Origin of the sequence: Streptomyces sp. B5E4, from assembly GCF_039871555.1 — a bacterium.
GTDB lineage: Bacteria > Actinomycetota > Actinomycetes > Streptomycetales > Streptomycetaceae > Streptomyces.
Genome location: NZ_JBDPMI010000038.1, coordinates 17,284 through 39,800, shown reverse-complemented (window position 1 = coordinate 39,800; position 22,517 = coordinate 17,284). Strand labels below are relative to the sequence as shown.

Sequence of the window (22,517 nt, the reverse complement as noted above, 5' to 3'; positions counted from 1 at the left end):
CGTAGGACCGCGCGGGTCCGGGTTACCAGGGGTTTCCACGCTCTGTCGGCCCGATGGTGTGCAATGGACGCGTGTCCGTGCTGGAAGAGCCCCTGAAGAAGTCCGTCGGCGACCGGACCGCCAAGGCCATGGCGGAGCACCTGGATCTGCACACGGTCGCAGACCTGCTGCACCACTACCCCCGGCGGTACGCCGAGCGCGGCGAGCTGACGCGGCTGGCTGACCTGGAGACCGACGAGCACGTCACGGTCGTCGCGCAGGTGGAGAAAGCCGCCATGCTCGGTACGGGCCGGGGGCGCCGGCTCGAAGTGGTCATCACCGACGGCAGCGGCCGGCTCACCCTCGTGTTCTTCGGGCGCGGCGCGTACCACCCGCAGAAGGAACTGCTGCCCGGCCGGCGCGCCCTCTTCGCCGGCAAGGTCACCGTCTTCAACCGCAAGCGCCAGCTCGCCCACCCCGACTACAAGCCGCTGTCCGGCCGGGACGGCGCGGGCGCCGACGCCGAGGCCGACGAGTGGGCGGGCAAGCTCCTCCCGCTCTACCCGGCGTGCCGGCAGCTCGCCTCCTGGCAGCTCCAGCAGGCCGTCGACACGGTGCTGGACGGGCTGGAGGCCACGGGCTGGGAGGGCGTCGCCGACCCGCTGCCCACGGCGCTGCGGACCGAGCGCGGGCTCGTACCGCTGCGCGAGGCGCTGCTGAAGGTGCACCGGCCGAAGACCAAGGCCGACCTGTGGGTGGCGCGGGACCGGCTGAAGTGGGACGAGGCGTTCGTCCTCCAGGTCGCCCTGGCCCGGCGGCGGCACGCCGACGGACAGTTGCCGGCGGTGCCGCGGGTGGCGCCCGCCGAGGGGCTGCTCGCGGACTTCGACGCCCGGCTGCCGTTCACCCTCACCGAGGGCCAGCAGCGGGTCTCCGCCGACATCTTCGCCGACCTGGCCACCGACCACCCCATGCACCGGCTGCTCCAGGGCGAGGTGGGCTCCGGCAAGACGCTGGTGGCGCTGCGCGCGATGCTCGCCGTCGTGGACGCGGGCGGGCAGGCCGCGATGCTCGCGCCGACCGAGGTGCTGGCGCAGCAGCACCACCGCTCGATCACCGAGATGATGGGCGAGCTGGCCGAGGCCGGCCTCCTGGGCGGCGCCGAGCACGGTACGAAGGTCGAGCTGCTCACCGGCTCCTCCGGCGCGGCGGCCCGCCGCAAGGCGCTGCTCGACCTGGCCACCGGTGAGGCCGGGATCGTCGTCGGGACGCACGCGCTGATCGAGGACAAGGTGCAGTTCCACGACCTGGGTCTGGTCGTGGTCGACGAACAGCACCGCTTCGGCGTCGAGCAACGCGACGCGCTGCGTGCGAAGGGCAACCGCGGGGACGACAAGCGCACGCCGCACCTGCTGGTCATGACCGCCACCCCCATCCCGCGCACGGTCGCCATGACGGTCTTCGGCGATCTGGAGACCTCCGTGCTCGACCAGCTCCCGGCCGGCCGCTCGCCGATCGCCAGCCACGTCGTGCCGGCGGCCGACAAGCCGCACTTCCTCTCCCGCGCCTGGGAGCGGGTGCGCGAGGAGGTCGAGGGCGGCCATCAGGCGTACGTCGTCTGCCCGCGCATCGGCGACTCCGTGGAGGAGGCGGAGCCCAAGGGCGGCAGGAGCGGCAAGGGCAGCAAGGGCGCCAAGGGCGCGAAGGAGGCGCCGTCGCCGGAGGACGAGGCGGAGAAGCGGCCGCCGCTGGCCGTCCTCGACGTCGCCGCGCAGCTCTCCGCCGCCTCCGGGGCGCCGCTGGCCGGGCTGAGGGTCGAGGTGCTGCACGGCCGGATGCAGCCGGACGCCAAGGACGACGTGATGCGCCGGTTCGCCGCCGGCGAGGTGGACGTGCTGGTCGCCACGACCGTCATCGAGGTCGGCGTCAACGTCCCCAACGCCACCGTCATGGTCATCATGGACGCCGACCGCTTCGGCGTCTCCCAGTTGCACCAGTTGCGCGGCCGGGTCGGCCGCGGGTCGGCCGCCGGGCTGTGCCTGCTGGTCACCGAGATGCCGGAGGGCACGCCGGCCAGGACCCGGCTGGACGCGGTCGCCGCCACGCAGGACGGCTTCCGGCTCTCCCGTATCGACCTGGAGCAGCGCCGCGAGGGCGATGTGCTGGGCCAGGCGCAGTCCGGGGCCCGCTCCAGCCTCAAGATGCTCACGGTCATCGATGACGAGGAGGTCATCGCCGAGGCCCGGGACGCCGCCGCGGCGATCGTGGCCGAGGACCCGGAGCTGGCGGCGTACCCGGAGCTGCGCGGCGCGCTGGCGAGTCTGCTGGACGACGAGCGGGAGCAGTTCCTCGACAAGGGCTGAAAGGCGGCCCGCGGCAGCGGCCGTGCCGCCGGGTGCGGCGGAAGCCGTGACGGCCCCGCCGCCCGCGGGCCACCGGGCGGCACCGCGGCCGTCACCCAGGAGGCATATCGTGGGATGGACCGCGCCCGTGAGGACAAGGACACCCAGCAGCCATGACCCGCGTGATCGCCGGCACCGCCGGCGGGCGGCGCCTAGCCGTGCCGCCCGGCACCGGCACCCGGCCCACGTCCGACCGCGCCCGCGAGGGTCTCTTCTCCACCTGGCAGGCCCTCATCGGCCCGCTCGACGGCCTGCGCGTCCTCGACCTGTACGGCGGCTCCGGCGCCGTCGGCCTGGAGGCGCTGTCCCGCGGCGCCGCGCACGCGCTGCTCGTCGAGGCCGACGCCCGTGCCGCCCGCGTCATCCGCCAGAACGTCCGTGCCCTCGGCCTGCCGGGCGCCGAGGTGCGCGCCGCCCGCGCCGAGCAGGTCGTCGCCGGGCCGCCGCCCCCGGACCCGTACGACGTGGTCTTCCTCGACCCGCCGTACGAGGTGGGGGACGCGGCCGTGGGCGAGATACTCGTCACACTCCGTGCCCACGACTGGCTGTCCCCGGGCGCGCTCGCCACCGTGGAGCGCAGCACCCGAGGCGGCGAATTCCCCTGGCCCCACGGGTTCGAGGGGCTGCGGGCCAGGCGGTACGGCGAAGGCACGCTCTGGTACGGTCGCGCCGCCTCACCGGCCCCATGACCGCCCGCCCCGTCCCCCCGTCCCGTCCCGTCCCCAGACCCTGGACCGTCACCGAAACCCTCATGACCCTCATGCCCCACACGACCGGAACCGAGAGCGAGGAACCTCCGTTGCGCCGCGCCGTCTGTCCGGGGTCCTTCGACCCCATCACCAACGGGCATCTCGACATCATCGCCCGGGCCTCGAAGCTCTACGACGTCGTGCACGTCGCCGTGATGATCAACAAGTCGAAGAAAGGGATGTTCACCGTCGAGGAGCGGATGGACCTCATCCGCCAGTGCACGACGGAGTACGGCAACGTGGAGGTCGAGAGCTTCCACGGCCTCCTCGTGGACTACTGCAAGGAGCGCGACATCCCCGCCATCGTCAAGGGGCTGCGCGCCGTCAGCGACTTCGACTACGAGCTGCAGATGGCCCAGATGAACAACGGGCTGTCGGGCGTGGAGACCCTCTTCGTCCCCACCAACCCGACCTACAGCTTCCTCTCCTCCAGCCTGGTCAAGGAGGTGGCCACCTGGGGCGGTGACGTATCCCACCTCGTACCCCCGGTTGTCAACCGGGCACTTGACCAACGCCTCACCAACTCCTAGCCGGGCGCCGTAGAGTCTTTCCCCATGGACGTGCAGAGGAAGCTCGACGAGATCGCGGAGGCCCTGCAGGGCGCGCGGTCCATGCCCATGTCGGCGTCGTGCGTGGTCAACCGCGCCGAGCTGCTCGGCATGCTGAACGAGGTGCGCGAGGCCCTGCCCGGGTCGCTCGCCCAGGCGCAGCAGTTGCTCGGCGGGCGTGAGCAACTGGTCGAGGAGGCACGCCGCGAGGCCGAGCAGATCCTCGACGAGGCGCAGAACCGGCGCACCGCGCTGATCTCCGACACCGAGGTCGCCCGGCACGCCCAGGCCGAGGCCGACCGGATCCTGGGCGAGGCCCGCCAGGAGGCGGAGCAGATCAGCGCCGAGGCCGACGACTACGTCGACAGCAAGCTCGCCAACTTCGAGGTCGTCCTCACCAAGACCATCGGCTCGGTGGACCGCGGCCGGGACAAGCTGCTGGGCCGCGCCCCCGGATACGACGACCCGCAGGGGTTCGACGCCGGCCAGGACCCGGCGGGCGAGGCGCCCGAGCGCAGCGCCGACCCGCAGGAGCAGCGCAGACGCGCGGACACGTACGTCGAGGCGCAGTTCCAGGCGTTCCAGTCGGTGCTGTCCAAGACGCTGGAGGCGGTCGGCCGCGGCCGGCAGAAGCTCCAGGGCGCCCGGCCCACGGACCAGCTCGGCGAGACCTTCGGGCAGTCCGGCCTGGGGCACGCGGGCACCACAGACGAGAACTACCTCGCGGAGCTGGCCGAGCTGGCCGACCCGCCCCCGGGCCCGGCGCACGCCCCCGGCGGTGCCCAGGGCCCCGCGATCCCGCCGCCGCCCGCGCAGCAGCCCTCGCACGCCGCCCCGCAGCCCGCCGCCGCGTACTACGACGGCGGCGCCGCGCAGGGCTACGCCCAGTCCGGCTACCCGCAGCCGGAGCAGCCCGACTACCCGCAGAACTACGGCCAGGGGTACCAGCAGGGCTACGAGCAGCCCGACCCCGGCTACGGCTGGCCGCAGCAGGCCGGGCAGCAGGAGCAGGCCGGGGCCGGTGCGTACGCCGGGCAGCAGATGCCGTACGGGCAGGGCGACGCGCACCTGTCGCAGCAGGGCGGCTACACCCCGGCACCCGCGGCGCTGGACGAGACGAGCCTCTTCGACACCAGCATGATCGACCTGGAGCAGCTCCGGCAGTACGACGACCGCGGCCGCTGAGCCGCGGGGGAGTACCGCCGGGCCCGGCCGCGGACGGACGCCCGGATTGGGTCTTGGGCGGGGTCTCAAGTATTCTGGACCCTCGCCGTATCGCGCCGCGCCCGTCCCTGCCCACCATGCGCAGGGTGCACGAAAGCAGGAAAGCCCTGAAAGCCCATCCGGACCACCGCGCCCCTCTCGTGTTCGACACACGGGACCTGGGCCGCCGTCCCGGTACGCTCAAGCGGCTGACCCGCACCGTGCCGGCGCCCAAGGACCTCGGCAACGAGGTGGTGGGCGTGCCGGAGGGCGACTCCGTCGAGCTGGAACTGCGGCTCGAGTCGGTGATGGAGGGTGTGCTCGTCACGGGCACCGCCCGGGCACGGGTGACGGGCGAGTGCGTAAGGTGTCTGGAGCCACTCGGGCAGGAGCTTGGAGTGGACTTCCAGGAGATGTACTCCTACCCGGAGACCGACGCCAGGGGCCGTGTGGCCCGCGGCGGCGGCTCCGCCGCGGACGCCGAGGAGGCGGAAGCGGAGGAGGGGACGCTGTACCTCGAGGACGACATGTTCGACCTCGAACCGGAGCTGCGCGACGCGGTGGTGCTGGCACTGCCGCTGCAGCCGGTGTGCCGGGAGGACTGCCCGGGTCTGTGCCCCGACTGCGGGGCGCGGCTCGCGGACGACCCGGACCACCGGCACGACGTCGTCGACGCCCGGTGGGCGGCGTTGCAGGGACTCGCCGAGACCGTCTCGGACGGCGAGAAGGACGATACGAGCGGCGCTGACGACGGCGCCGGCGAGAAGCAGGAGAAGTAGCCGTGGCCGTTCCGAAGCGGAAGATGTCGCGCAGCAACACGCGCCACCGCCGGTCGCAGTGGAAGGCTGCGGTCCCGCACCTGGTGGCATGTGAGCGCTGCCACGAGCCGAAGCAGCAGCACATCGCATGCCCGAACTGCGGCACGTACAACCGCCGCCAGGTCCTCGAGGTCTGAGCGACGGGGAGAAGGCTCATGTCAGATGCCATTACGCCGCGGAAGGCGCCGGCCGACACAGCCTCGTCCCCCAAGATCCTGGAAGGGCGGCTCGAGTACGAACTCGAGCCCGCCCTTCTGGTACGCGCCCTCACCCACCGCTCGTTCGCGTACGAGAACGGCGGTCTGCCCACCAACGAACGGCTTGAGTTCCTCGGGGACTCGGTGCTCGGCCTGGTGGTCACCGACACGCTGTTCCGGGGCCACCCCGACCTGCCCGAGGGCCAGTTGGCCAAGCTGCGGGCCGCGGTGGTCAACTCGCGTGCGCTCGCCGAGGTCAGCCGCGGGCTGGACCTGGGCGCGTTCATCCGGCTCGGCCGGGGCGAGGAGGGCACGGGCGGCCGGGACAAGGCGTCGATCCTCGCGGACACGCTGGAGGCCGTGATCGGCGCGGTCTACCTGGACAAGGGACTGGAGGCGGCCTCGGAGCTGGTGCACCGGCTCTTCGACCCGCTGATCGAGAAGTCCTCGAACCTGGGGGCCGGCCTGGACTGGAAGACGTCGCTGCAGGAGCTGACGGCCGCCAGGGGACTGGGCGTGCCGGAGTACCTGGTCAGCGAGACCGGTCCGGATCACGAGAAGACCTTCACGGCTGCCGCCCGCGTCGGTGGTGTCACGTACGGCACCGGCACCGGCCGCAGCAAGAAGGAAGCGGAGCAGCAGGCGGCGGACACCGCCTGGCGCGCGATCAGCGCGGCCGGGGCGGACGGCGAGGCCGGCAAGGGCGCGGCGGGGAGCAACGGCTCCGCGGTCGCGGCGCCGGATTCCGCGCCGGCCGGCGGGCCCGGCGGCCCGCCCGCGTCCGACGGCGCGCCCGCGTCCGCCGGTACGTCCACGGACGTACCGGACTCCGCGGACGGTGACGCCGCCGCGGGCCCCGCCGGGGCGGCGCAGGCCGCCGACCGGTAGCGCGGCGATGCCGGAGCTGCCGGAGGTCGAGGTGGTGCGCCGCGGCCTGGCGAAGTGGGTCGCGGGCCGCACGGTCGCCTCCGTCGAGGTGCTGCACCCCCGGTCCGTACGCCGGCACCCCGCGGGCGCCGCCGACTTCGCCGCCCGGCTGACGGGGCACCCGCTGGGGGAGCCGCGGCGCCGCGGCAAGTACCTGTGGCTGCCGCTGGCCGACGGGCCCGAGTCGGTGCTCGCGCACCTGGGCATGAGCGGCCAGTTGCTGGTCCAGCCGGAGGCGGCGCCGGACGAGAGGCACCTGCGGATCCGGGTCCGCTTCGCGGACGAGACGGACACGGAGCTGCGCTTCGTCGACCAGCGCACGTTCGGCGGTCTTTCGCTGCACCCGAACGTGGCCGGGGGGCTGCCGGACGTCATCGCGCACATCGCCCGGGACCCGCTGGACCCGGAGTTCGACGACGCGGCGTTCCACGCGGCGCTGCGCGGCAGCCGCACCACGATCAAGCGGGCGCTGCTCAACCAGTCGCTGATCAGCGGCGTCGGCAACATCTACGCGGACGAGGCCCTGTGGCGCTCCCGCCTCCACTACGAGCGCCCCACCGCCGGCCTCACCCGGCCCCGTACCGCGGAACTCCTCGGGCACGTCCGGGCGGTGCTGAACGAGGCGCTCGACGTCGGCGGCACGAGCTTCGACAGCCTGTACGTCAACGTCAACGGCGAGTCCGGCTACTTCGCCCGCTCGCTCGACGCGTACGGCCGCGAGGACGAACCCTGCCGCCGCTGCGGCACCCCGATCCGCCGCCGCCCATGGATGAACCGCTCCAGCTACTTCTGCCCGCGCTGCCAGCGCCCACCGCGCGCCTGAGACGGACGGAACGCCCGCGGGCGGCGCCTCAGAAGCCGAAGTTCTGGGTCCACCAGGGGCCGCCGTCGGCGAAGTGCGCGCCGACGCCCAGGGTGCGGAAGTCGCAGTTCAGGATGTTCGCGCGGTGGCCTTCGCTGTTCATCCAGGCGTCCATCACCGACTGCGCGTTGGCCTGGCCGCGGGCTATGTTCTCGCCCCCGAGGTCGGCTATGCCGTAGTCCTGCGCGCGCTCCCACGGGTCGTTGCCGTCGGGGTCGGTGTGGTCGAAGAAGCCGCGTGCGGCCATGTCCTGGCTGTAGTCGCCGGCCAGCTTCGCCAGTTCCGGGTCGTTCGTCAGCGGGCGGCAGCCCGCCTGCGCGCGCTCCTGGTTGACCAGCCGCAGCACCTCCGCCTCGGCGGCTGTGGTGGCGTCGGCGGTGGCGGTCGGCTTCGCGGAGCGGGTGGGCTCGGAGGTCTCCGTCTTCGTGGGCGACGGCGACGTCGACGTCGACTCCGTACGGGACGGGCTCGGGGACTCCGACGAGGGGTCGGCGGACTCCTGCTTCTCGCGCTCGGGCGCCGAGGTGGACGGTGAGGCGCTCTTCGACTCCCCGCCGTCCCCGGTGTCCTTGCCGCCGGCCTTCTTCGCCTCCGGCGTCCTGCTCTCCGGCCGGTCCGAGCCGCCGCTCGCGGACGGCGACGCCTCCTGGGTCGGCAGGTCGGAGAAGCCCTGTGTGCTGGGCGCCGGCGGGTCACCCGCCTGGACGTTCCCGGCGGGACCGCCGTTGCCGCGGTCGAGGTCGAAGCCGTTGCCGAGGACCCCGGAGGCCATCGCCACCGCGCCCACGGCCAGCGCCGCCGACGTTCCGAGCATCCCGGCCCTGGCCGGGCTCTGCCTGCGGTGCTGCCCGCGCGGCCGGCCGGCGCCGCGTGCCTCGCGGCCGTAGGGGTCGTACGAGCCGTACGCGCCGGGCGTGTCCCGGCGGCGGCCTGTCGGGGGCTGCGGCTCCGAGCGACTGTGGCGGCCCATCCGGCTGACCCCTCACGTCCGACGACAACAACTGCTGCACATACGTCCACTCGCACACACGAGTGATATTGCTGTCGGGAGACTGTACGCCATGACCCCCGCACCGGACGTGCCCCCGGCCCGATCGTCCGGATAACGTGCGTCACATGAGTACGGACGTCCGCATGACGGTATGGGTGCGCGGCGTGGTCCAGGGAGTCGGCTTCCGCTGGTTCACCCGCGCCCGCGCGCTGGAGATCGGCGGCCTCAGCGGCTTCGCCGCCAACCTCGCGGACGGCCGGGTCCAGATCGTCGCCGAGGGTCCGCGAGCGCAGTGTCAGGAGTTGCTGGAGTGGCTGCGCTCCGCCGACACGCCGGGCCGCGTCTCGGGTGTGACGGAGATCTGGGACGAGCCGCGCGGCGGATATCACTCATTTGCCATCCGCTGAGCACGCTCCGCCATAAGGGCTGGTCCGGCAGGGATGACCAGCGGGTTGCCAACGGCTTCCGGGCGTGCAAAGCTCTCACACCAGACGGGTCCCGCCACCCCCCGCGGCCTGCAACTGCACGGGCTGTGCCCGATACGGGGTGTGATCGTGTTGACCGTCAAACCATTTGGTGAGACGCTTGAAGCCCCGCGCACCCTAGCTGTTTGTGCCATGGGCAGACACGCGGGTGCGAAACCCTCACGACCCACACCGCTCGGTCGGTCACTCAGTGTGGAGGACCTTCAATCATGGCAAAGGCGCTTCTCGGTTACGTCGGCGGCACTGACCCGCGACTCCTCGCCGAGATGCGACGGCTGCAGCAGCGTGTCCAGGACCTGGAGTCGGAGCTTGTCCGCGTCCAGGCCGAGAACGACATGCTCGCCGCCGCCGCTGCTCACAACAGCGAGTCACTGCTCGACGTACCCCAGGCGGAGCCTGCGCTTACCTGACAATCATGCGAGAACCGTCAGGTCTGCACCTCAACCGCTTGAGATAACTGTCAAGGGACGCTTAACGGCGTCCCTTCGTCGTTTCTCCGTCTCTCTTACGGATCCCCCGCCAGGGAACCCGCCCCGGGAGCCGGCACCCCGGGGGGTGATGCTCCGTAATTGATGTGCCCCGGCGGTTACCCAGTGAAACCGGCTTGCGCGATAGAGTCTCCGGCACATGTTTCGTCGCCGGAGGAGACGTCGCCAGTGCACTTGAAGGGCCTCACGCTCCGGGGGTTCAAATCCTTCGCCTCCGCCACCACCCTCCGCTTCGGGCCGGGTATCACCTGTGTCGTCGGCCCGAACGGCTCGGGAAAGTCCAACGTGGTGGACGCGCTGTCCTGGGTGATGGGAGAGCAGGGGGCGAAGTCCCTCAGGGGCGGCAAGATGGAGGACGTGATCTTCGCCGGGACCACCGGCAGGCCGCCCCTCGGCCGCGCCGAGGTCTCGCTGACGATCGACAACTCCGACGGCGCGCTGCCCATCGACTACTCCGAAGTGACCATCACCCGGACGATGTTCCGCAGCGGCGGCAGCGAATACCAGCTCAACGGCGACACCTGCCGCCTTCTCGACATCCAGGAACTGCTGTCGGACTCCGGTATCGGCCGCGAGATGCACGTCATCGTCGGCCAGGGCCGGCTCGACTCCGTCCTGCACGCCGACCCCTCGGGACGCCGCGCCTTCATCGAGGAGGCCGCCGGCGTCCTCAAGCACCGCAAGCGCAAGGAGAAGGCGCTGCGCAAGCTGGACGCGATGCAGGCCAACCTCGCCCGCGTCCAGGACCTCAGCGACGAACTGCGCCGCCAGCTCAAACCGCTGGGCCGACAGGCGGCCGTCGCCCGCCGGGCCGCCGTCATCCAGGCAGACCTGCGCGACGCCCGGCTCCGGCTGCTCGCCGACGACCTCGTCACCCTGCGCGCGGCCCTGTCCGCCGAGATCGCCGACGAAGCGGCGCTGAAGGAACGCAAGGAAGCCGCCGAGGCCGAGCTGACCGCCGCCCGCACCCGCGAATCGGCCCTGGAGGAGCAGGTACGCGCCCTCACCCCGCGGCTCACCGAGGCGCAGAGCGCCTGGCACGAACTCGGCCAGCTCGCCGAGCGGGTCCGCGGCACCGTGAGCCTGGCCGACGCCCGCGCCAAGCACGCCACCGCCGCCCCCGAGGAGGAGCGCCGCGGCCGCGACCCGGAGGACCTGGAGCGCGAGGCGCAGCGCATCCGCCAGCAGGAGGCCGAGCTCGAAGCCGCCCTGGAGGCCGCCGAACGGGCGCTGGAGGACACCGTCGCCCACCGCGCCGAGCTGGAGCGCGAACTCGCCGCGGAGGAGCGGCGGCTGAAGGATGCCGCCCGCGCCGTCGCCGACCGCCGCGAACGGCTCGCCCGGCTCAGCGGAAAGGTCACCGCCGCCCGCGGCCGGGCCGCCTCCGCGCAGGCCGAGATCGACCGGCTCGCCACCGCGCGGGACGAGGCCGAGGAGCGCGCCGCCGTCGCGCAGGAGGCGTACGAGACGCTGCAGGCCGAGGTCGACGGGCTGGCCGAGGACGACGGCGAACTGGCCGCCGAGCAGGAGGCGGCGAAGAGCGCCCTGCAGGCCGCCGAGGCCGAGCTGACCGCGGCCCGCGACGAGACCGCCGAGGCCGAGCGCACCCGCGCCGCCACCACCGCCCGCCGTGACGCGCTCGCCCTGGGCCTGCGCCGCAAGGACGGCACCGGCACCCTGCTCCAGGCCCGCGACAAGCTGACCGGCGTGCTCGGCCCGGCCGCCGAACTGCTCACCGTCGCCCCCGGGTACGAGGTCGCCGTCGCCGCCGCGCTCGGCGCCGCCGCCGACGCCCTCGCCGTCTCCGGCCCCGCCGCCGCGGCCGACGCGCTGCGGCTGCTGCGCAAGCACGACGCCGGCCGCGCCGCGCTGATCCTCGGCGACGCCCCGTACGAGCCGCAGCCCGACGGCGAACTCCCGCCCGGCGCCCGCCACCTCGCCGCCCTGGTCGCCGGGCCCGACCAACTGCTGCCCGCCGTGCGCCGGCTGCTGGTCCGTACCGTGTACGTCGCGACCCTGGAGGACGCGGAGGACCTCGTCTCCGGCCGGCCCGAGCTGACCGCCGTCACCGCGGAAGGCGACCTCTTCGGCGGTCACTTCGCCCACGGCGGCTCCGCCGGCGCGCCCAGCCTGCTGGAGGTGCAGGCGTCCGTCGACGAGGCGGCGGCCGAGCTGACCGAGCTGGACGCCCGCTGCCTGCAGCTCCGGGACCGGCAGGAGGCCGCCGTCGCCCGCCGCGCGGAGTGCGCCGCGCTCGTCGAGGAACTGGGCGGCCGGCGCAGCGCCGCGGACCGGGAGAAGTCCCGCGTCGCCGGCGAGCTGGGCCGGCTCGCCGGGCAGGCCCGCGCCGCCGCCGGGGAGGCCGAGCGCAGCGCCGCCGCGGCCGCCCGCGCCGAAGAGGCCCTGGCCCGCGCCGGCGCGGAGGCGGAGGAACTGGCGGCGCAGTTGGAGACCGCCGAGGAGGAGGCCGGCGCCGCCGAGGACGGCGACGACGGCTCCGACACCTCCGTACGTGACCGGCTCGCCGCCGACGGCGCCAACGCCCGGCAGACCGAGATGGAGGCCAGGCTCCAGGTCCGTACCCACGAGGAGCGCGTCAAGGGCCTCGCGGGCCGCGCCGACGGGCTCGACCGCGCGGCCCGCGCCGAGCGCGAGGCGCGTACCCGCGCCGAGCGCCGCCGTGCCCGGCTGCGGCACGAGGCGGCCGTCGCCACCGCGGTCGCCGCCGGCACCCGGCAGCTCCTCGCCCACGTCGAGGTCTCCCTCGCCCGCGCCGAGGAGGAGCGCGCCGCCGCCGAGCGGGCCCGCGCCGAGCGCGAGCAGGAGCTGGGCCGGCAGCGCCGGCTCTCCCGCGAGCTGGCCGACGAGCTGGACAAGCTGACGGACTCCGTCCACCGCGGCGAGGTGCTGGGCGCCGAGAAGCGGATGCGCATCGAGCAGTTGGAGGGCCGGGCGCTGGAGGAGCTGGGCGTCGAGCCGGGCGACCTGGTGGCGGAGTACGGGCCCGACCAGCTCGTGCCCCCCTCGCTGCCCGCGGAGGGCGAGGAACTGCCCGAGGACCCCGAGCACCCGCGCAACCGGCCGCGGCCGTACGCGCGCGCCGAGCAGGAGAAGCGGCTCAAGGCCGCGGAGCGCGCGTACACCAGGCTCGGCAAGGTCAACCCGCTGGCGCTGGAGGAGTTCGCGGCGCTGGAGGAGCGGCACAAGTTCCTCACCGAGCAGCTCGACGACCTCAAGCGCACCCGCGCCGACCTGCTGCAGGTGGTCAAGGAAGTCGACGAGCGCGTCGAGCAGGTCTTCACCGACGCCTTCCACGACACCGCCCGCGAGTTCGAGGGCGTCTTCTCCCGCCTCTTCCCCGGCGGCGAGGGCCGGCTGATCCTCACCGACCCGGACGACATGCTGAACACCGGCGTGGAGGTGGAGGCGCGACCGCCGGGCAAGAAGGTCAAGCGGCTGTCGCTGCTGTCCGGCGGCGAGCGGTCGCTGACGGCGGTGGCGATGCTGGTGGCGATCTTCATGGCCAGGCCGAGCCCGTTCTACGTGATGGACGAGGTCGAGGCCGCGCTCGACGACACCAACCTGCAGCGTCTGGTGCGGCTGATGCAGGAGCTGCAGCGCACCTCGCAGCTCATCGTGATCACGCACCAGAAGCGCACGATGGAGGTCGCCGACGTCCTCTACGGCGTCTCGATGCAGGGCGACGGCGTCTCCAAGGTGATCAGCCAGCGGCTCCACTGAGCCGCCCGTCCCCGCGTCCCGGGGGCCGGAAGCGGGCGGGGTGCCGCGAACACCGCGCGGGCGGGCGATACTGGTGGGCGTTATGGACATCATCCTCATCGTCATCGCCATTGCCGTCGTCGCAGTCCTCGTCGCGGGCGGCCTGGTCGTCGGCTCCCGCCGCCGGAAGCAGGTACCCCCGCAGCCGCCGTCGCCCGGCGCCAGGACCCCCGCCGAGCCGCAGGTCGGCGAGGAGGCGGGGGAGCCCGGAGACGAGCAGCGCAGGACCATCGAGGAGGTGGACCTGCCCGGCGAGGCCGCCGCCACCGGCACCGTCGTCGCCGAGCCGCCGGCGCCCGCGCCGGAGCTGGAGGTCCCCGCGCCGTCGGCGGGCCGGCTCGTCCGGCTGCGCGCCCGGCTGGCCCGCTCGCAGAACTCGCTCGGCAAGGGCCTGCTCGGCCTCCTCTCCCGCGAACACCTCGACGAGGACACCTGGGAGGAGATCGAGGACACGCTGCTGACCGCCGACGTCGGCGTGCAGCCGACGCAGGAGCTGGTGGAGCGGCTGCGTGAGCGCGTCAGGGTGCTCGGTACGCGCACGCCCGAGGAGCTGCGCGCGCTGCTGCGCGAGGAGCTGCTCGCGCTCGTCGGCACGGAGGCCGACCGGGCGCTGGACACCGCCGAGTCCGTCGGTCCCGAGGGCGCCGAGGTGCCGGGCATCGTGCTGGTCGTCGGCGTGAACGGCACCGGCAAGACCACGACCACCGGCAAACTCGCCCGGGTGCTGGTCGCCGACGGCAAGTCCGTGGTGCTGGGCGCCGCGGACACCTTCCGGGCCGCCGCCGCGGACCAGCTTCAGACGTGGGGCGAGCGGGTCGGCGCCCGTACCGTACGCGGGCCGGAGGGCGGCGATCCGGCGTCCGTCGCGTACGACGCGGTGAAGGAGGCCATCGACGAGGGCGCCGACGTGGCGCTCATCGACACCGCGGGGCGGCTGCACACCAAGACCGGTCTCATGGACGAGCTGGGCAAGGTCAAGCGGGTGGTGGAGAAGCACGGGCCGGTCGGCGAGGTGCTGCTCGTGCTGGACGCCACGACCGGGCAGAACGGGCTGGTGCAGGCGCGGGTCTTCGCGGAGGTCGTGGACGTCACCGGGCTGGTGCTGACGAAGCTGGACGGGACGGCCAAGGGCGGCATCGTGATCGCGGTGCAGCGGGAGCTGGGCGTGCCGGTCAAGCTCGTGGGCCTGGGCGAGGGCGCGGACGACCTGGCGCCGTTCGAGCCCGAGGCGTTCGTGGACGCGCTGATCGGCGACTGAGCGGTCGGACCGGCGCCGGCCGCTGGGTCGGCCGCCACCGTACGCTCCCGGCGCCCGCGTGGTACGCGGGCGCCGGCGTCAGCCCGCGCGCAGCCAGGCGCTCTGCGCGTACGCCAGTGTGCCCAGCAGCAGCCGGGCCGGCGGCGGGCCACCCGTCGTGTCCAGCGTCGGCGGGCGCAGCCAGCGCACCGGGCCGAGGCCGCGCAGATCGCAGGGCGGGGCGAGCAGATGGTCGCCGCGGCCGAGGCAGCGCAGGTCGAGCCGGGCGCCGTCCCAGCCCATGCGGTACAGCAGCCGGGGCAGCTCGGCGGCGGCACCGGGGGCGACGAAGAAGTGCGCCCGCCCGTCCGGGGTCGCGCAGACCGGGCCGAGCGGCAGCCCCAGGCGCTCCAGCCGGGGCAGCGCCCGCCGTCCGGCGACGGCACTGACCTCCAGGGCGTCGAACGACCGGCCCACCGGCAACAGCACCGCGGCCCCCGGCGTGCCCGCCCAGGCGTCCGTCACCTCGTCCAGGGGGGTGCCGGCGGGGACGGGGCGGGCGTCCGGCAGCGGATGCTCGCCGGGGGCGGGGCAGGCGGCGCCCCGCGCGCACGAGCAGACGCGCCCGCCGCCGGCGCCGCGCACCAGCGGCGCGCCGGGCTGCACGTCCCAGCCCCACAGCCCGGTGTACTCCGCCACCGCCGTCACCGCGTGTCCGGCGGACGTACGGGTGCGCCGGACGGATCCGATGTCGCGTCGGCCGCGGATGCCGCCGATCGGGAAACCCATGCCCCCTCCAACTGCTCGCCGGTGCGGGTGGTCACTCCGCACGCCTCACTCACAGCAGTTTGCTGGTAACACTGTGTTGTCGGGGAGGTGTACTCGGGGTGTGATGGCGCGCCAGGGGGTAGCGTGGCCCGCGGCGCGCGCCCTTGCCGGGCGTCACCTCGCCCGCTGCGGTGTCGTCCCTCGTCAAGTCAACCGCGTGTCAGCGGCGCCGTGTTCACTCGTAGGGGTGGCGAATGGTGGCGTTTCGGGGATCGCGCTCGCGAAACCGTGATCGTAGGATTACTTTAGGTGCCGGCGGCGGCGGCATGCGACAGGTGGATATGCCAACGGCAGGAATTCCCACCGGGCTTCGGGGGCTTCGGTTCCGGGGATAATCCGGGGCGTACCACGACGGCCGAGGCGGGATGGGGGCGTAGGAGTTGGACGGCACGGGCGGCAGCCGGACCGGCGCCACCGGCGCGGGCAAGGGCCCCAACAAAGAGCTGACTTCCTGGTTCCTGCGCAGCGGCTGGTCCAAGGGCGAGCTGGCCAGGCAGGTCAACCGCCGGGCCCGCCAGCTCGGCGCCCATCACCTCAGCACCGACACCTCCCGCGTCCGCCGCTGGCTCGACGGCGAGCAGCCGCGCGAGCCGATCCCGCGGATCCTCTCCGACCTTTTCTCCGAGCGCTTCGGCTGCGTCGTCGGCGTCGACCAGCTCGGATTACACGCCGCCCGCCCCCGCCCCGCCGTCTCCGGCGTCGACCTGCCGTGGAACGCCGCCGAAACCGTCAAGCACATCAGTGAATTCTCGCGCAGCGACCTCATGCTCGCCCGCCGCGGATTCCTCGGCACCTCGCTGAACGTCGCCGCGGGCCCCGTCCTCGTCGAGCCCATGCAGCGCTGGCTGGCGCAGCCTCCGGCCCCCGGGGGCCTCCGGGCCACCGTGCCCGCACCGGCCGCCGCCGTGCCCGCCGGTGCCCGGTCCTACGTCCTGTCCGGCCCCGAGCTGGAGCTGCTGGAGACGACCACGGCCAAGTTCCGCCAGTGGGACGCCCAGTGCGGCGGCGGGCTGCGCCGCAAGGCGGTCGTCGGGCAGTTGCACGAGATCACCGACCTGCTGCAGGAGCCGCATCCGTACGAGGTCGCCGAGCGGCTGTTCCGTATCACCGCCGAACTCTCCCAGCTCGCCGGCTGGATGAGCTACGACGTGGGCCTCCAGCCCACCGCCCAGAAGTACTTCGTCCTCGCCCTGCACGCGGCCAAGGAGGCCGCTGACCGGCCGCTGGGCGCGTACGTCCTGTCCAGCATGGCCCGCCAGATGATCCACCTCGGCCGTGCCGACGACGCCCTGGAGCTGATCCACCTCGCCCAGTACGGCAGCCGCGACAGCGCGACGGCCCGTACCCAGTCGATGCTGTATGCGATGGAGGCACGCGCGTACGCCAACCTCGGCCGCCCGGACCGGTGCCACCGGGCCGTCCGCATGGCCGAGGACTGCTTCGCCGACATCGACCCCGGCGGCTCCGAGCCCGACTGGATCCGCTTCTTCTCCGAGGCCGAACTCAACAGCGAGAACGCCCACTCCTACCGGGACCTCGCCTACGTCGCGGGCCGCAGCCCCACCTACGCCGCCCTCGCCCGGCCCGTCATGGCGCGCGCCGTCGAGCTGTTCGCCGCCGACGCCGAGCGGCGCCGCTCGTACGCGCTGAACCTCGTCGGCCTGGCCACCGTCCACCTGCTGGAGGAGGACCCCGAGCAGTGCGCGCTGTGCGCGGGCGAGGCGCTGACCGTCGCCCGGCAGGTGCGCTCCGAGCGGGTCAACACCCGGCTGCGCAAGACCGTCGACACCGCCGTGCGCCGCTACGGCGCCGTGGGCGAGGTCGCCGACCTGGCCGACCGGCTCGCCCGCGAACTGCCCGAGGCCGTGGAAGCCACCGGCTGACGCGCACGCCCGCGGCTCCCCGGCACCCGGCCACCCTGGCCCGTCCCCCGGACGGGCCGCCCCCGTGGTGCGTGCGAGAGTAACCCCGCCCCCCGCGCGTCCGCGGGAAGTTCATCGCCCCGTAACACCTCCGTGGCCTTCGTCACGCCCTCGAAACACCGGGGGGCGGTGACGGAAACCCCGCTGCGCCAGCCTCGTGCGCATTCCGGCCCACACCACTTCAGCCCGCACGGGCCGCACGAGGAGGAGACGCGACGTTGAATGGCGCCGATACCGCATTCGTACTGATCAGCGCGGCGCTGGTCATGTTGATGACGCCCGGTCTTGCCTTCTTCTACGGGGGCATGGTGCGGGTCAAAAGCACCTTGAACATGCTGATGATGAGCTTCATCTCGCTCGGGATCGTCAGCATTCTGTGGGTGCTCTACGGCTACAGCCTCACCTTCGGCGACGACATCGGCGGAGGCGTCCTCGGCGACCTCGACCACGTCGGCATGGCCGGGATCACCCCCGAGACGCTGACGGGAGGCGACGAGGGCATTCCGGTGCTGGCGTTCGCCGCCTTCCAACTGATGTTCGCCATCATCACCCCGGCGCTCATCAGCGGCGCCCTCGCGGACCGGGTGAAGTTCACCGCCTGGGCGCTGTTCATCGCCCTGTGGGTCACGATCGTCTACTTCCCCGTCGCGCACTGGGTCTGGGGCCCGGACGGCTTCATCGGCCTGAACGGCGACATCAAGGCCATCGACTTCGCGGGCGGCACCGCCGTGCACATCAACGCCGGCATCGCGGCGCTGGCCGCCGTGCTCGTCGTAGGAAAGCGCATCGGCTTCAAGAAGGACCCGATGCGGCCGCACAACCTGCCCTTCGTACTGCTGGGCGCCGCGCTGCTGTGGTTCGGCTGGTTCGGCTTCAACGCCGGCTCCGAGCTGGCCGCCGACGGCGTCGCCGCGACGATGCTCCTCAACACCCAGGTCGCCACCGGCGCCGCCGTCATCGGCTGGCTGATCTACGAGAAGGTGCGGCACGGCTCCGTCACGATGCTCGGCGCCGCGTCCGGCGCCATCGCCGGCCTGGTGGCGATCACCCCCTCCGGCGCGTCGGTGAACGCCGTGGGCGCGCTGGCGGTGGGGATCATCGCCGGGCCCGTCTGCGCCTGGGCCGTGGGCCTGAAGTACAAGCTGGGCTACGACGACTCGCTCGACGTCGTCGGCGTCCACCTGGTCGGCGGGATCGTCGGCACGCTCGCGATCGGCTTCTTCGCCATCGACGACATCGGCCTGTTCTACGGCGGCGGGCTGGAACAGCTCGGCCGGCAGGCGGCGGGCGCGGGCGTGGTGCTCGTGTACACGTTCGCCGTCACCTGGCTGCTTGCCAAGGGCATCGACCGGCTGGTGGGCTTCCGGGTCGGCGAGGACGAGGAACTCGCGGGCGTGGACCGGTCGCAGCACGCGGAGAGCGCGTACGACTTCAGCGGCGTGGGCTCGGCGGCGGTGGCCGCGGCGCCGGCGGCGGCCTCCGTGGGCGGTCAGGCGCCGGGCACGGACAGGGCGACGGCGGCCGCGGCCGCGGACAAGAGGGTGGACGCGTGAAGCTCATCACGGCAGTGATCAAGCCGCACCGGCTGGACGAGGTGAAGGAGGCCCTGCAGGCCTTCGGCGTGCAGGGGCTGACGGTCACGGAGGCCAGCGGCTACGGCAGGCAGCGCGGCCACACCGAGGTGTACCGGGGCGCGGAGTACACGGTGGACCTCGTGCCGAAGGTGCGTATCGAGGTGCTGGTGGAGGACGACGACGCCGAGCAGTTGGTGGAGGTCGTGGTGAAGGCGGCGCGGACGGGCAAGATCGGCGACGGCAAGGTGTGGAGCGTACCGGTCGATACGGCGGTACGGGTCCGCACGGGCGAGCGCGGCCCCGACGCGCTCTGACCTGGCGGTCGGCGACCCCCGCCCACGGCCCGGCCCGCAACGGGGCGGGCGGGCCGTGGGCGGACCAACTGGCGGGAGTACGTGGGTGACGGAGACCGGACGGCAGCGGCCGGGGGGACAGACGGGCGGGGAGCCGGGCACGGCCCGGACCGCGGGTGGTGCCGGGGGGCCCTCGCGGGGGACGGCACCGGGCGGGGGCCGCCCGGTGGCCGCCCCCCCCGCGCCCCCTCCCGAACGGGGGGGGGGGCGGGGGGGCCATCGGGGGGTTCGGCACGGGGGGGGGGGGGCGGGGTGGCCGCCCCCGCCGGGCCCGCTCCCGAAGCGCCGGGGGAGCGTGCGCACCCCGGCGGAGCGCCCGCGTCCGCGGTCAGAGCCGCCCCGCCGACCGGTGCGAAGGACCCGCAACCGGCGCGCGGCGCGGCGCAGGTCGTACCGGAAACCGGTGAATCCGGCGCGCCGCGGGCCGAGGAGGCGTACGCCGCGGCCCGCGTGCGGCTGCTCGACGCCGAGGGCGGCGCGCCGCGGCGGGCCGCGCTGGCGAGGGCCACCGACCGGTGGCTCGCCGGCCTGCTCCACGGGGCGGCCGGCGGCCCCGTAACCGGTGCGGAATCCGGCTCGGGCGGACGCGACACCCCCAGGGCGCAGGGGCCCGACGGCGCCCGCGCACACCGCGAAAGCGGCGAGGCCCGCGGCCCCCGCGCGCCCGGCGGTGTCTCCCTCGTCGCCGTCGGGGGCTACGGGCGCGGGGAGTTGTCCCCCCGCAGCGATCTCGATCTGCTTCTCCTCCACGACGGCTCCCTCCGGCCCGCCGCCCTCGCCGCCCTCGCCGACCGGCTCTGGTACCCCGTCTGGGACATGGGCCTGGCCCTCGACCACTCCGTACGCACCCCCGCGGAAGCGCTCAAGACCGCCGGCGACGACCTCAAGGTCACCCTCGGCCTCCTCGACGCCCGCCACATCGCCGGCGACGCCGCCCTCACCTCCGCGCTGCGCACCGCCGTCTTCGCCGACTGGCGCAACCGCGCCGCCCGCCGCCTGCCCGAACTGCGCGAGCTGGGCCGGGAGCGGGCCGAGCGCCACGGCGAGCTGCAGTTCCTGCTGGAGCCCGACCTCAAGGAGGCCCGCGGCGGCCTCCGCGACGCCACCTCCCTGCGCGCCGTCGCCGCCTCCTGGCTCGCCGACGCCCCCCGCGAGGGCCTGGACCGCGCCCGCGCGCGGCTCCTCGACACCCGCGACGTGCTGCACCTGACCACCGGCCGCGCCACCGACCGCCTCGCCCTTCAGGAGCAGGACCAGGTCGCCGAGGCCCTCGGCCTGCTCGACGCCGACACCCTGCTGCGCGAGGTCTACGAGGCCGCCCGCACCCTCGCGTACGCCACCGACGTCACCTGGCGCGAGGTCGACCGCGTCCTGCGCGCCCGCGGCGGCAGGCGCGGCGCCGCCCGGCTGCGGAACCTCATCGGCTCCGGCCAGCGCGGCCCCGCCGAGCGCACCCCCCTCGCCGACGGCGTCGTCGAGCAGGACGGCGAGGTCGTCCTCGCCCGTACCGCCCGCCCCGACCGCGACCCCGTGCTGCCGCTGCGCGCCGCTGCCGCCGCCGCGCAGGCGGGACTGCCGCTGTCGCTGCACGCCGTACGGCTGCTGGCCGCGCAGGCGCCGCCGCTGCCCGTGCCGTGGCCGGACGAGGCGCGCGAGCAACTGGTGACGCTCCTCGGCGCCGGCGAGGCCACGGTGCCGGTCTGGGAGAGCCTGGAGGCGGAGGGGTTCCTCACCCGGCTGCTGCCCGACTGGGAGCGGGTACGCTGCCGCCCCCAGCGCAACGCCGTGCACCGCTGGACCGTCGACCGCCACCTCGTGGAGACCGCGGTACGGGCCGCCGCGCTCACCCGCCGCGTCGGCCGCCCCGACCTGCTGCTGGTCGCCGCGCTCCTGCACGACATCGGCAAGGGCTGGCCGGACGGCCCCGGCGGGCACAGCGTCACCGGCGAGACCATCGCCCGCGACATGGCCCGGCGCATCGGCTTCCCGCCCGCCGACGTCGATGTCGTGGCCGCGCTCGTACGCCACCATCTGCTGCTCGTCGAGACCGCCACCCGCCGCGACCTGGACGACCCCGCGACCGTACGCCTCGTGGCCGACGCGGTCGGCGGACGCGGCACGCTGGAGCTGCTGCACGCGCTCACCGAGGCCGACGCGCTGGCCACCGGCCCCGCCGCGTGGAGCGCCTGGCGCGCCTCGCTCGTCGCCGACCTGGCGGGGCGGGTCGACGCCGCGCTGGCCGGCGAGCCGGCGGCGACGGCGCAGGAGCGGGCCGAGCGGGCGCCCGGGGCGGCGGAGGAGCGGCTTGCCGTGGAGGCGTGGCGGACGCGCGGTCCGGCGCTGACGATGCGCGCCAGGACCGAGGAGCCGCCCGCGGCGGAGGCGGAGGGCCCGGGCGGTACCCGGCAGGGTGCCCGGCCGCTGGGCGTGGAGCTGCTGGTGGCCCTTCCCGACCGCCCCGACGCCCTGGCCGCGCTCGCCGGCGTCCTGGCGCTGCACCGGCTGACCGTACGCACCGCGGAGCTGCGCCCCCTGCGGCTGCCCCCGGGCGTGGCCGACGACCTCGGGCCCGCGCGGGAAGCGGCACGGGAACGGCCCCCCGCCGGCGCCGGGCCGGGACCCGCGGCGGGCCCGGGCGGCGCCGACGACCCCGAAGCGCCCCACGTCCTGCTCCTCAACTGGCGCGTCGCCGCCGAGTTCGGCTCCCTCCCCGCCGCCGACCGCCTCAGGGCCGACCTCCTGCGCGTCCTCGACGGCACCCTGGACGTCCCCGCCCGCCTCGCCGAGCGGGAGAAGGCGTACCGCCCCCGCCGCCGTGCCACCCCCGGCCCGCCGCCCCGCGTGAGCGTCGCCCCCGGCAGCTCCCAGCTCGCCACCGTCATCGAGGTCCGCGCGCAGGACGCCCCCGGCCTGCTGCACCGCATCGGCCGCGCGCTGGAGGCGGCCGGCGTGCGGGTGCGCGGCGCGTACGTCAGCACCCTGGGCGCCAACGCCGTGGACGCCTTCTATGTCACCGACCCCGCCGGCCGCCCCCTCGCCGACCGCGCGGCCGACGAACTGGCCGGGAGGCTCCAGGCCGCGCTGGTCTGATCCGGTCCGCCGCGCACCGCCGGTCCGCACGCGCCGCCGGGCGGATACCCTGGAGAGCCGACAGCCGCCTGACCACCCGAGCCA

The 22,517-nt window shown here is 74.4% G+C and carries 18 protein-coding genes; 16 read left to right on the top strand and 2 right to left on the bottom strand.

What is annotated here, in order from left to right:
- Positions 1–53 precede the first annotated feature (53 nt).
- The 8 genes from recG to mutM all read left to right on the top strand — a co-directional run bounded on the left by recG (position 54) and on the right by mutM (position 7,646).
- Positions 54–2,342, top strand: coding sequence for an ATP-dependent DNA helicase RecG (gene recG, locus ABGA99_RS32615; protein WP_347581203.1), 2,289 nt, complete (start codon positions 54–56; stop codon positions 2,340–2,342).
- Positions 2,343–2,494: 152 nt separating this feature from the next.
- Positions 2,495–3,070 (top strand): 16S rRNA (guanine(966)-N(2))-methyltransferase RsmD, encoded by a 576-nt coding sequence (gene rsmD, locus ABGA99_RS32610; protein WP_347581202.1) that lies wholly within the window; start codon positions 2,495–2,497, stop codon positions 3,068–3,070.
- A 110-nt stretch (positions 3,071–3,180) separates the two neighbouring features.
- On the top strand, positions 3,181–3,660 hold the full coding sequence (gene coaD, locus ABGA99_RS32605; RefSeq protein ID WP_347581225.1) for a pantetheine-phosphate adenylyltransferase: 480 nt from the start codon (positions 3,181–3,183) through the stop codon (positions 3,658–3,660).
- A gap of 24 nt (positions 3,661–3,684) precedes the next feature.
- A complete protein-coding gene (locus ABGA99_RS32600) occupies positions 3,685–4,863 on the top strand; it encodes an ATP synthase F0 subunit B (RefSeq protein WP_347581201.1) in 1,179 nt (392 codons plus the stop codon).
- A 116-nt stretch (positions 4,864–4,979) separates the two neighbouring features.
- Positions 4,980–5,660, top strand: a complete 681-nt coding sequence (locus tag ABGA99_RS32595) for a YceD family protein (protein WP_347581200.1) — start codon at positions 4,980–4,982, stop codon at positions 5,658–5,660.
- Between the two features lie 2 nt (positions 5,661–5,662).
- Positions 5,663–5,836: a 50S ribosomal protein L32 gene (rpmF, locus tag ABGA99_RS32590; RefSeq protein WP_018844671.1), complete on the top strand. Its 174-nt coding sequence runs from the start codon at positions 5,663–5,665 to the stop codon at positions 5,834–5,836.
- 18 nt (positions 5,837–5,854) lie between these two features.
- A complete protein-coding gene (gene rnc, locus ABGA99_RS32585) occupies positions 5,855–6,784 on the top strand; it encodes a ribonuclease III (protein WP_347584057.1) in 930 nt (309 codons plus the stop codon).
- 7 nt (positions 6,785–6,791) lie between these two features.
- Positions 6,792–7,646, top strand: a complete 855-nt coding sequence (mutM, locus tag ABGA99_RS32580) for a bifunctional DNA-formamidopyrimidine glycosylase/DNA-(apurinic or apyrimidinic site) lyase (RefSeq protein ID WP_347584056.1) — start codon at positions 6,792–6,794, stop codon at positions 7,644–7,646.
- Between the two features lie 28 nt (positions 7,647–7,674).
- Here mutM and ABGA99_RS32575 read toward each other — a convergent pair whose 3' ends face one another.
- Positions 7,675–8,655 (bottom strand): CAP domain-containing protein, encoded by a 981-nt coding sequence (locus ABGA99_RS32575; RefSeq protein ID WP_347584055.1) that lies wholly within the window; start codon positions 8,653–8,655, stop codon positions 7,675–7,677.
- A gap of 146 nt (positions 8,656–8,801) precedes the next feature.
- Here ABGA99_RS32575 and ABGA99_RS32570 point away from each other — a divergent pair, with 146 nt between their 5' ends.
- From ABGA99_RS32570 to ftsY, 4 genes are all read left to right on the top strand, one after another.
- Entirely contained in the window at positions 8,802–9,083 is a 282-nt protein-coding gene (locus tag ABGA99_RS32570) for an acylphosphatase (RefSeq protein WP_347581196.1), read from the top strand.
- Positions 9,084–9,370: 287 nt separating this feature from the next.
- On the top strand, positions 9,371–9,571 hold the full coding sequence (locus tag ABGA99_RS32565) for a hypothetical protein (protein WP_047018321.1): 201 nt from the start codon (positions 9,371–9,373) through the stop codon (positions 9,569–9,571).
- Between the two features lie 246 nt (positions 9,572–9,817).
- Complete coding sequence (gene smc, locus ABGA99_RS32560; RefSeq protein ID WP_347581195.1) at positions 9,818–13,390, top strand: chromosome segregation protein SMC; 3,573 nt, start codon at positions 9,818–9,820, stop codon at positions 13,388–13,390.
- An 82-nt stretch (positions 13,391–13,472) separates the two neighbouring features.
- Complete coding sequence (ftsY, locus tag ABGA99_RS32555; protein ID WP_347581194.1) at positions 13,473–14,687, top strand: signal recognition particle-docking protein FtsY; 1,215 nt, start codon at positions 13,473–13,475, stop codon at positions 14,685–14,687.
- A gap of 78 nt (positions 14,688–14,765) precedes the next feature.
- Here ftsY and ABGA99_RS32550 read toward each other — a convergent pair whose 3' ends face one another.
- Positions 14,766–15,455, bottom strand: coding sequence for a bifunctional DNA primase/polymerase (locus tag ABGA99_RS32550; RefSeq protein ID WP_347581193.1), 690 nt, complete (start codon positions 15,453–15,455; stop codon positions 14,766–14,768).
- A 419-nt stretch (positions 15,456–15,874) separates the two neighbouring features.
- Between ABGA99_RS32550 and ABGA99_RS32545 the strand changes: the two genes are divergently transcribed.
- The 4 genes from ABGA99_RS32545 (at position 15,875) to ABGA99_RS32530 (ending at position 22,433) form a co-directional block, all read left to right on the top strand.
- On the top strand, positions 15,875–17,377 hold the full coding sequence (locus ABGA99_RS32545; RefSeq protein WP_347584054.1) for a hypothetical protein: 1,503 nt from the start codon (positions 15,875–15,877) through the stop codon (positions 17,375–17,377).
- A gap of 257 nt (positions 17,378–17,634) precedes the next feature.
- Positions 17,635–18,969, top strand: a complete 1,335-nt coding sequence (locus ABGA99_RS32540; protein WP_347581191.1) for an ammonium transporter — start codon at positions 17,635–17,637, stop codon at positions 18,967–18,969.
- On the top strand, positions 18,966–19,304 hold the full coding sequence (locus ABGA99_RS32535) for a P-II family nitrogen regulator (protein WP_027771544.1): 339 nt from the start codon (positions 18,966–18,968) through the stop codon (positions 19,302–19,304). The genes ABGA99_RS32540 and ABGA99_RS32535 overlap by 4 nt, the downstream gene beginning before the upstream one ends.
- Before the next feature lie 291 nt (positions 19,305–19,595).
- Entirely contained in the window at positions 19,596–22,433 is a 2,838-nt protein-coding gene (locus ABGA99_RS32530) for a [protein-PII] uridylyltransferase (protein ID WP_347584053.1), read from the top strand.
- The last annotated feature ends 84 nt before the right edge of the window (positions 22,434–22,517 follow it).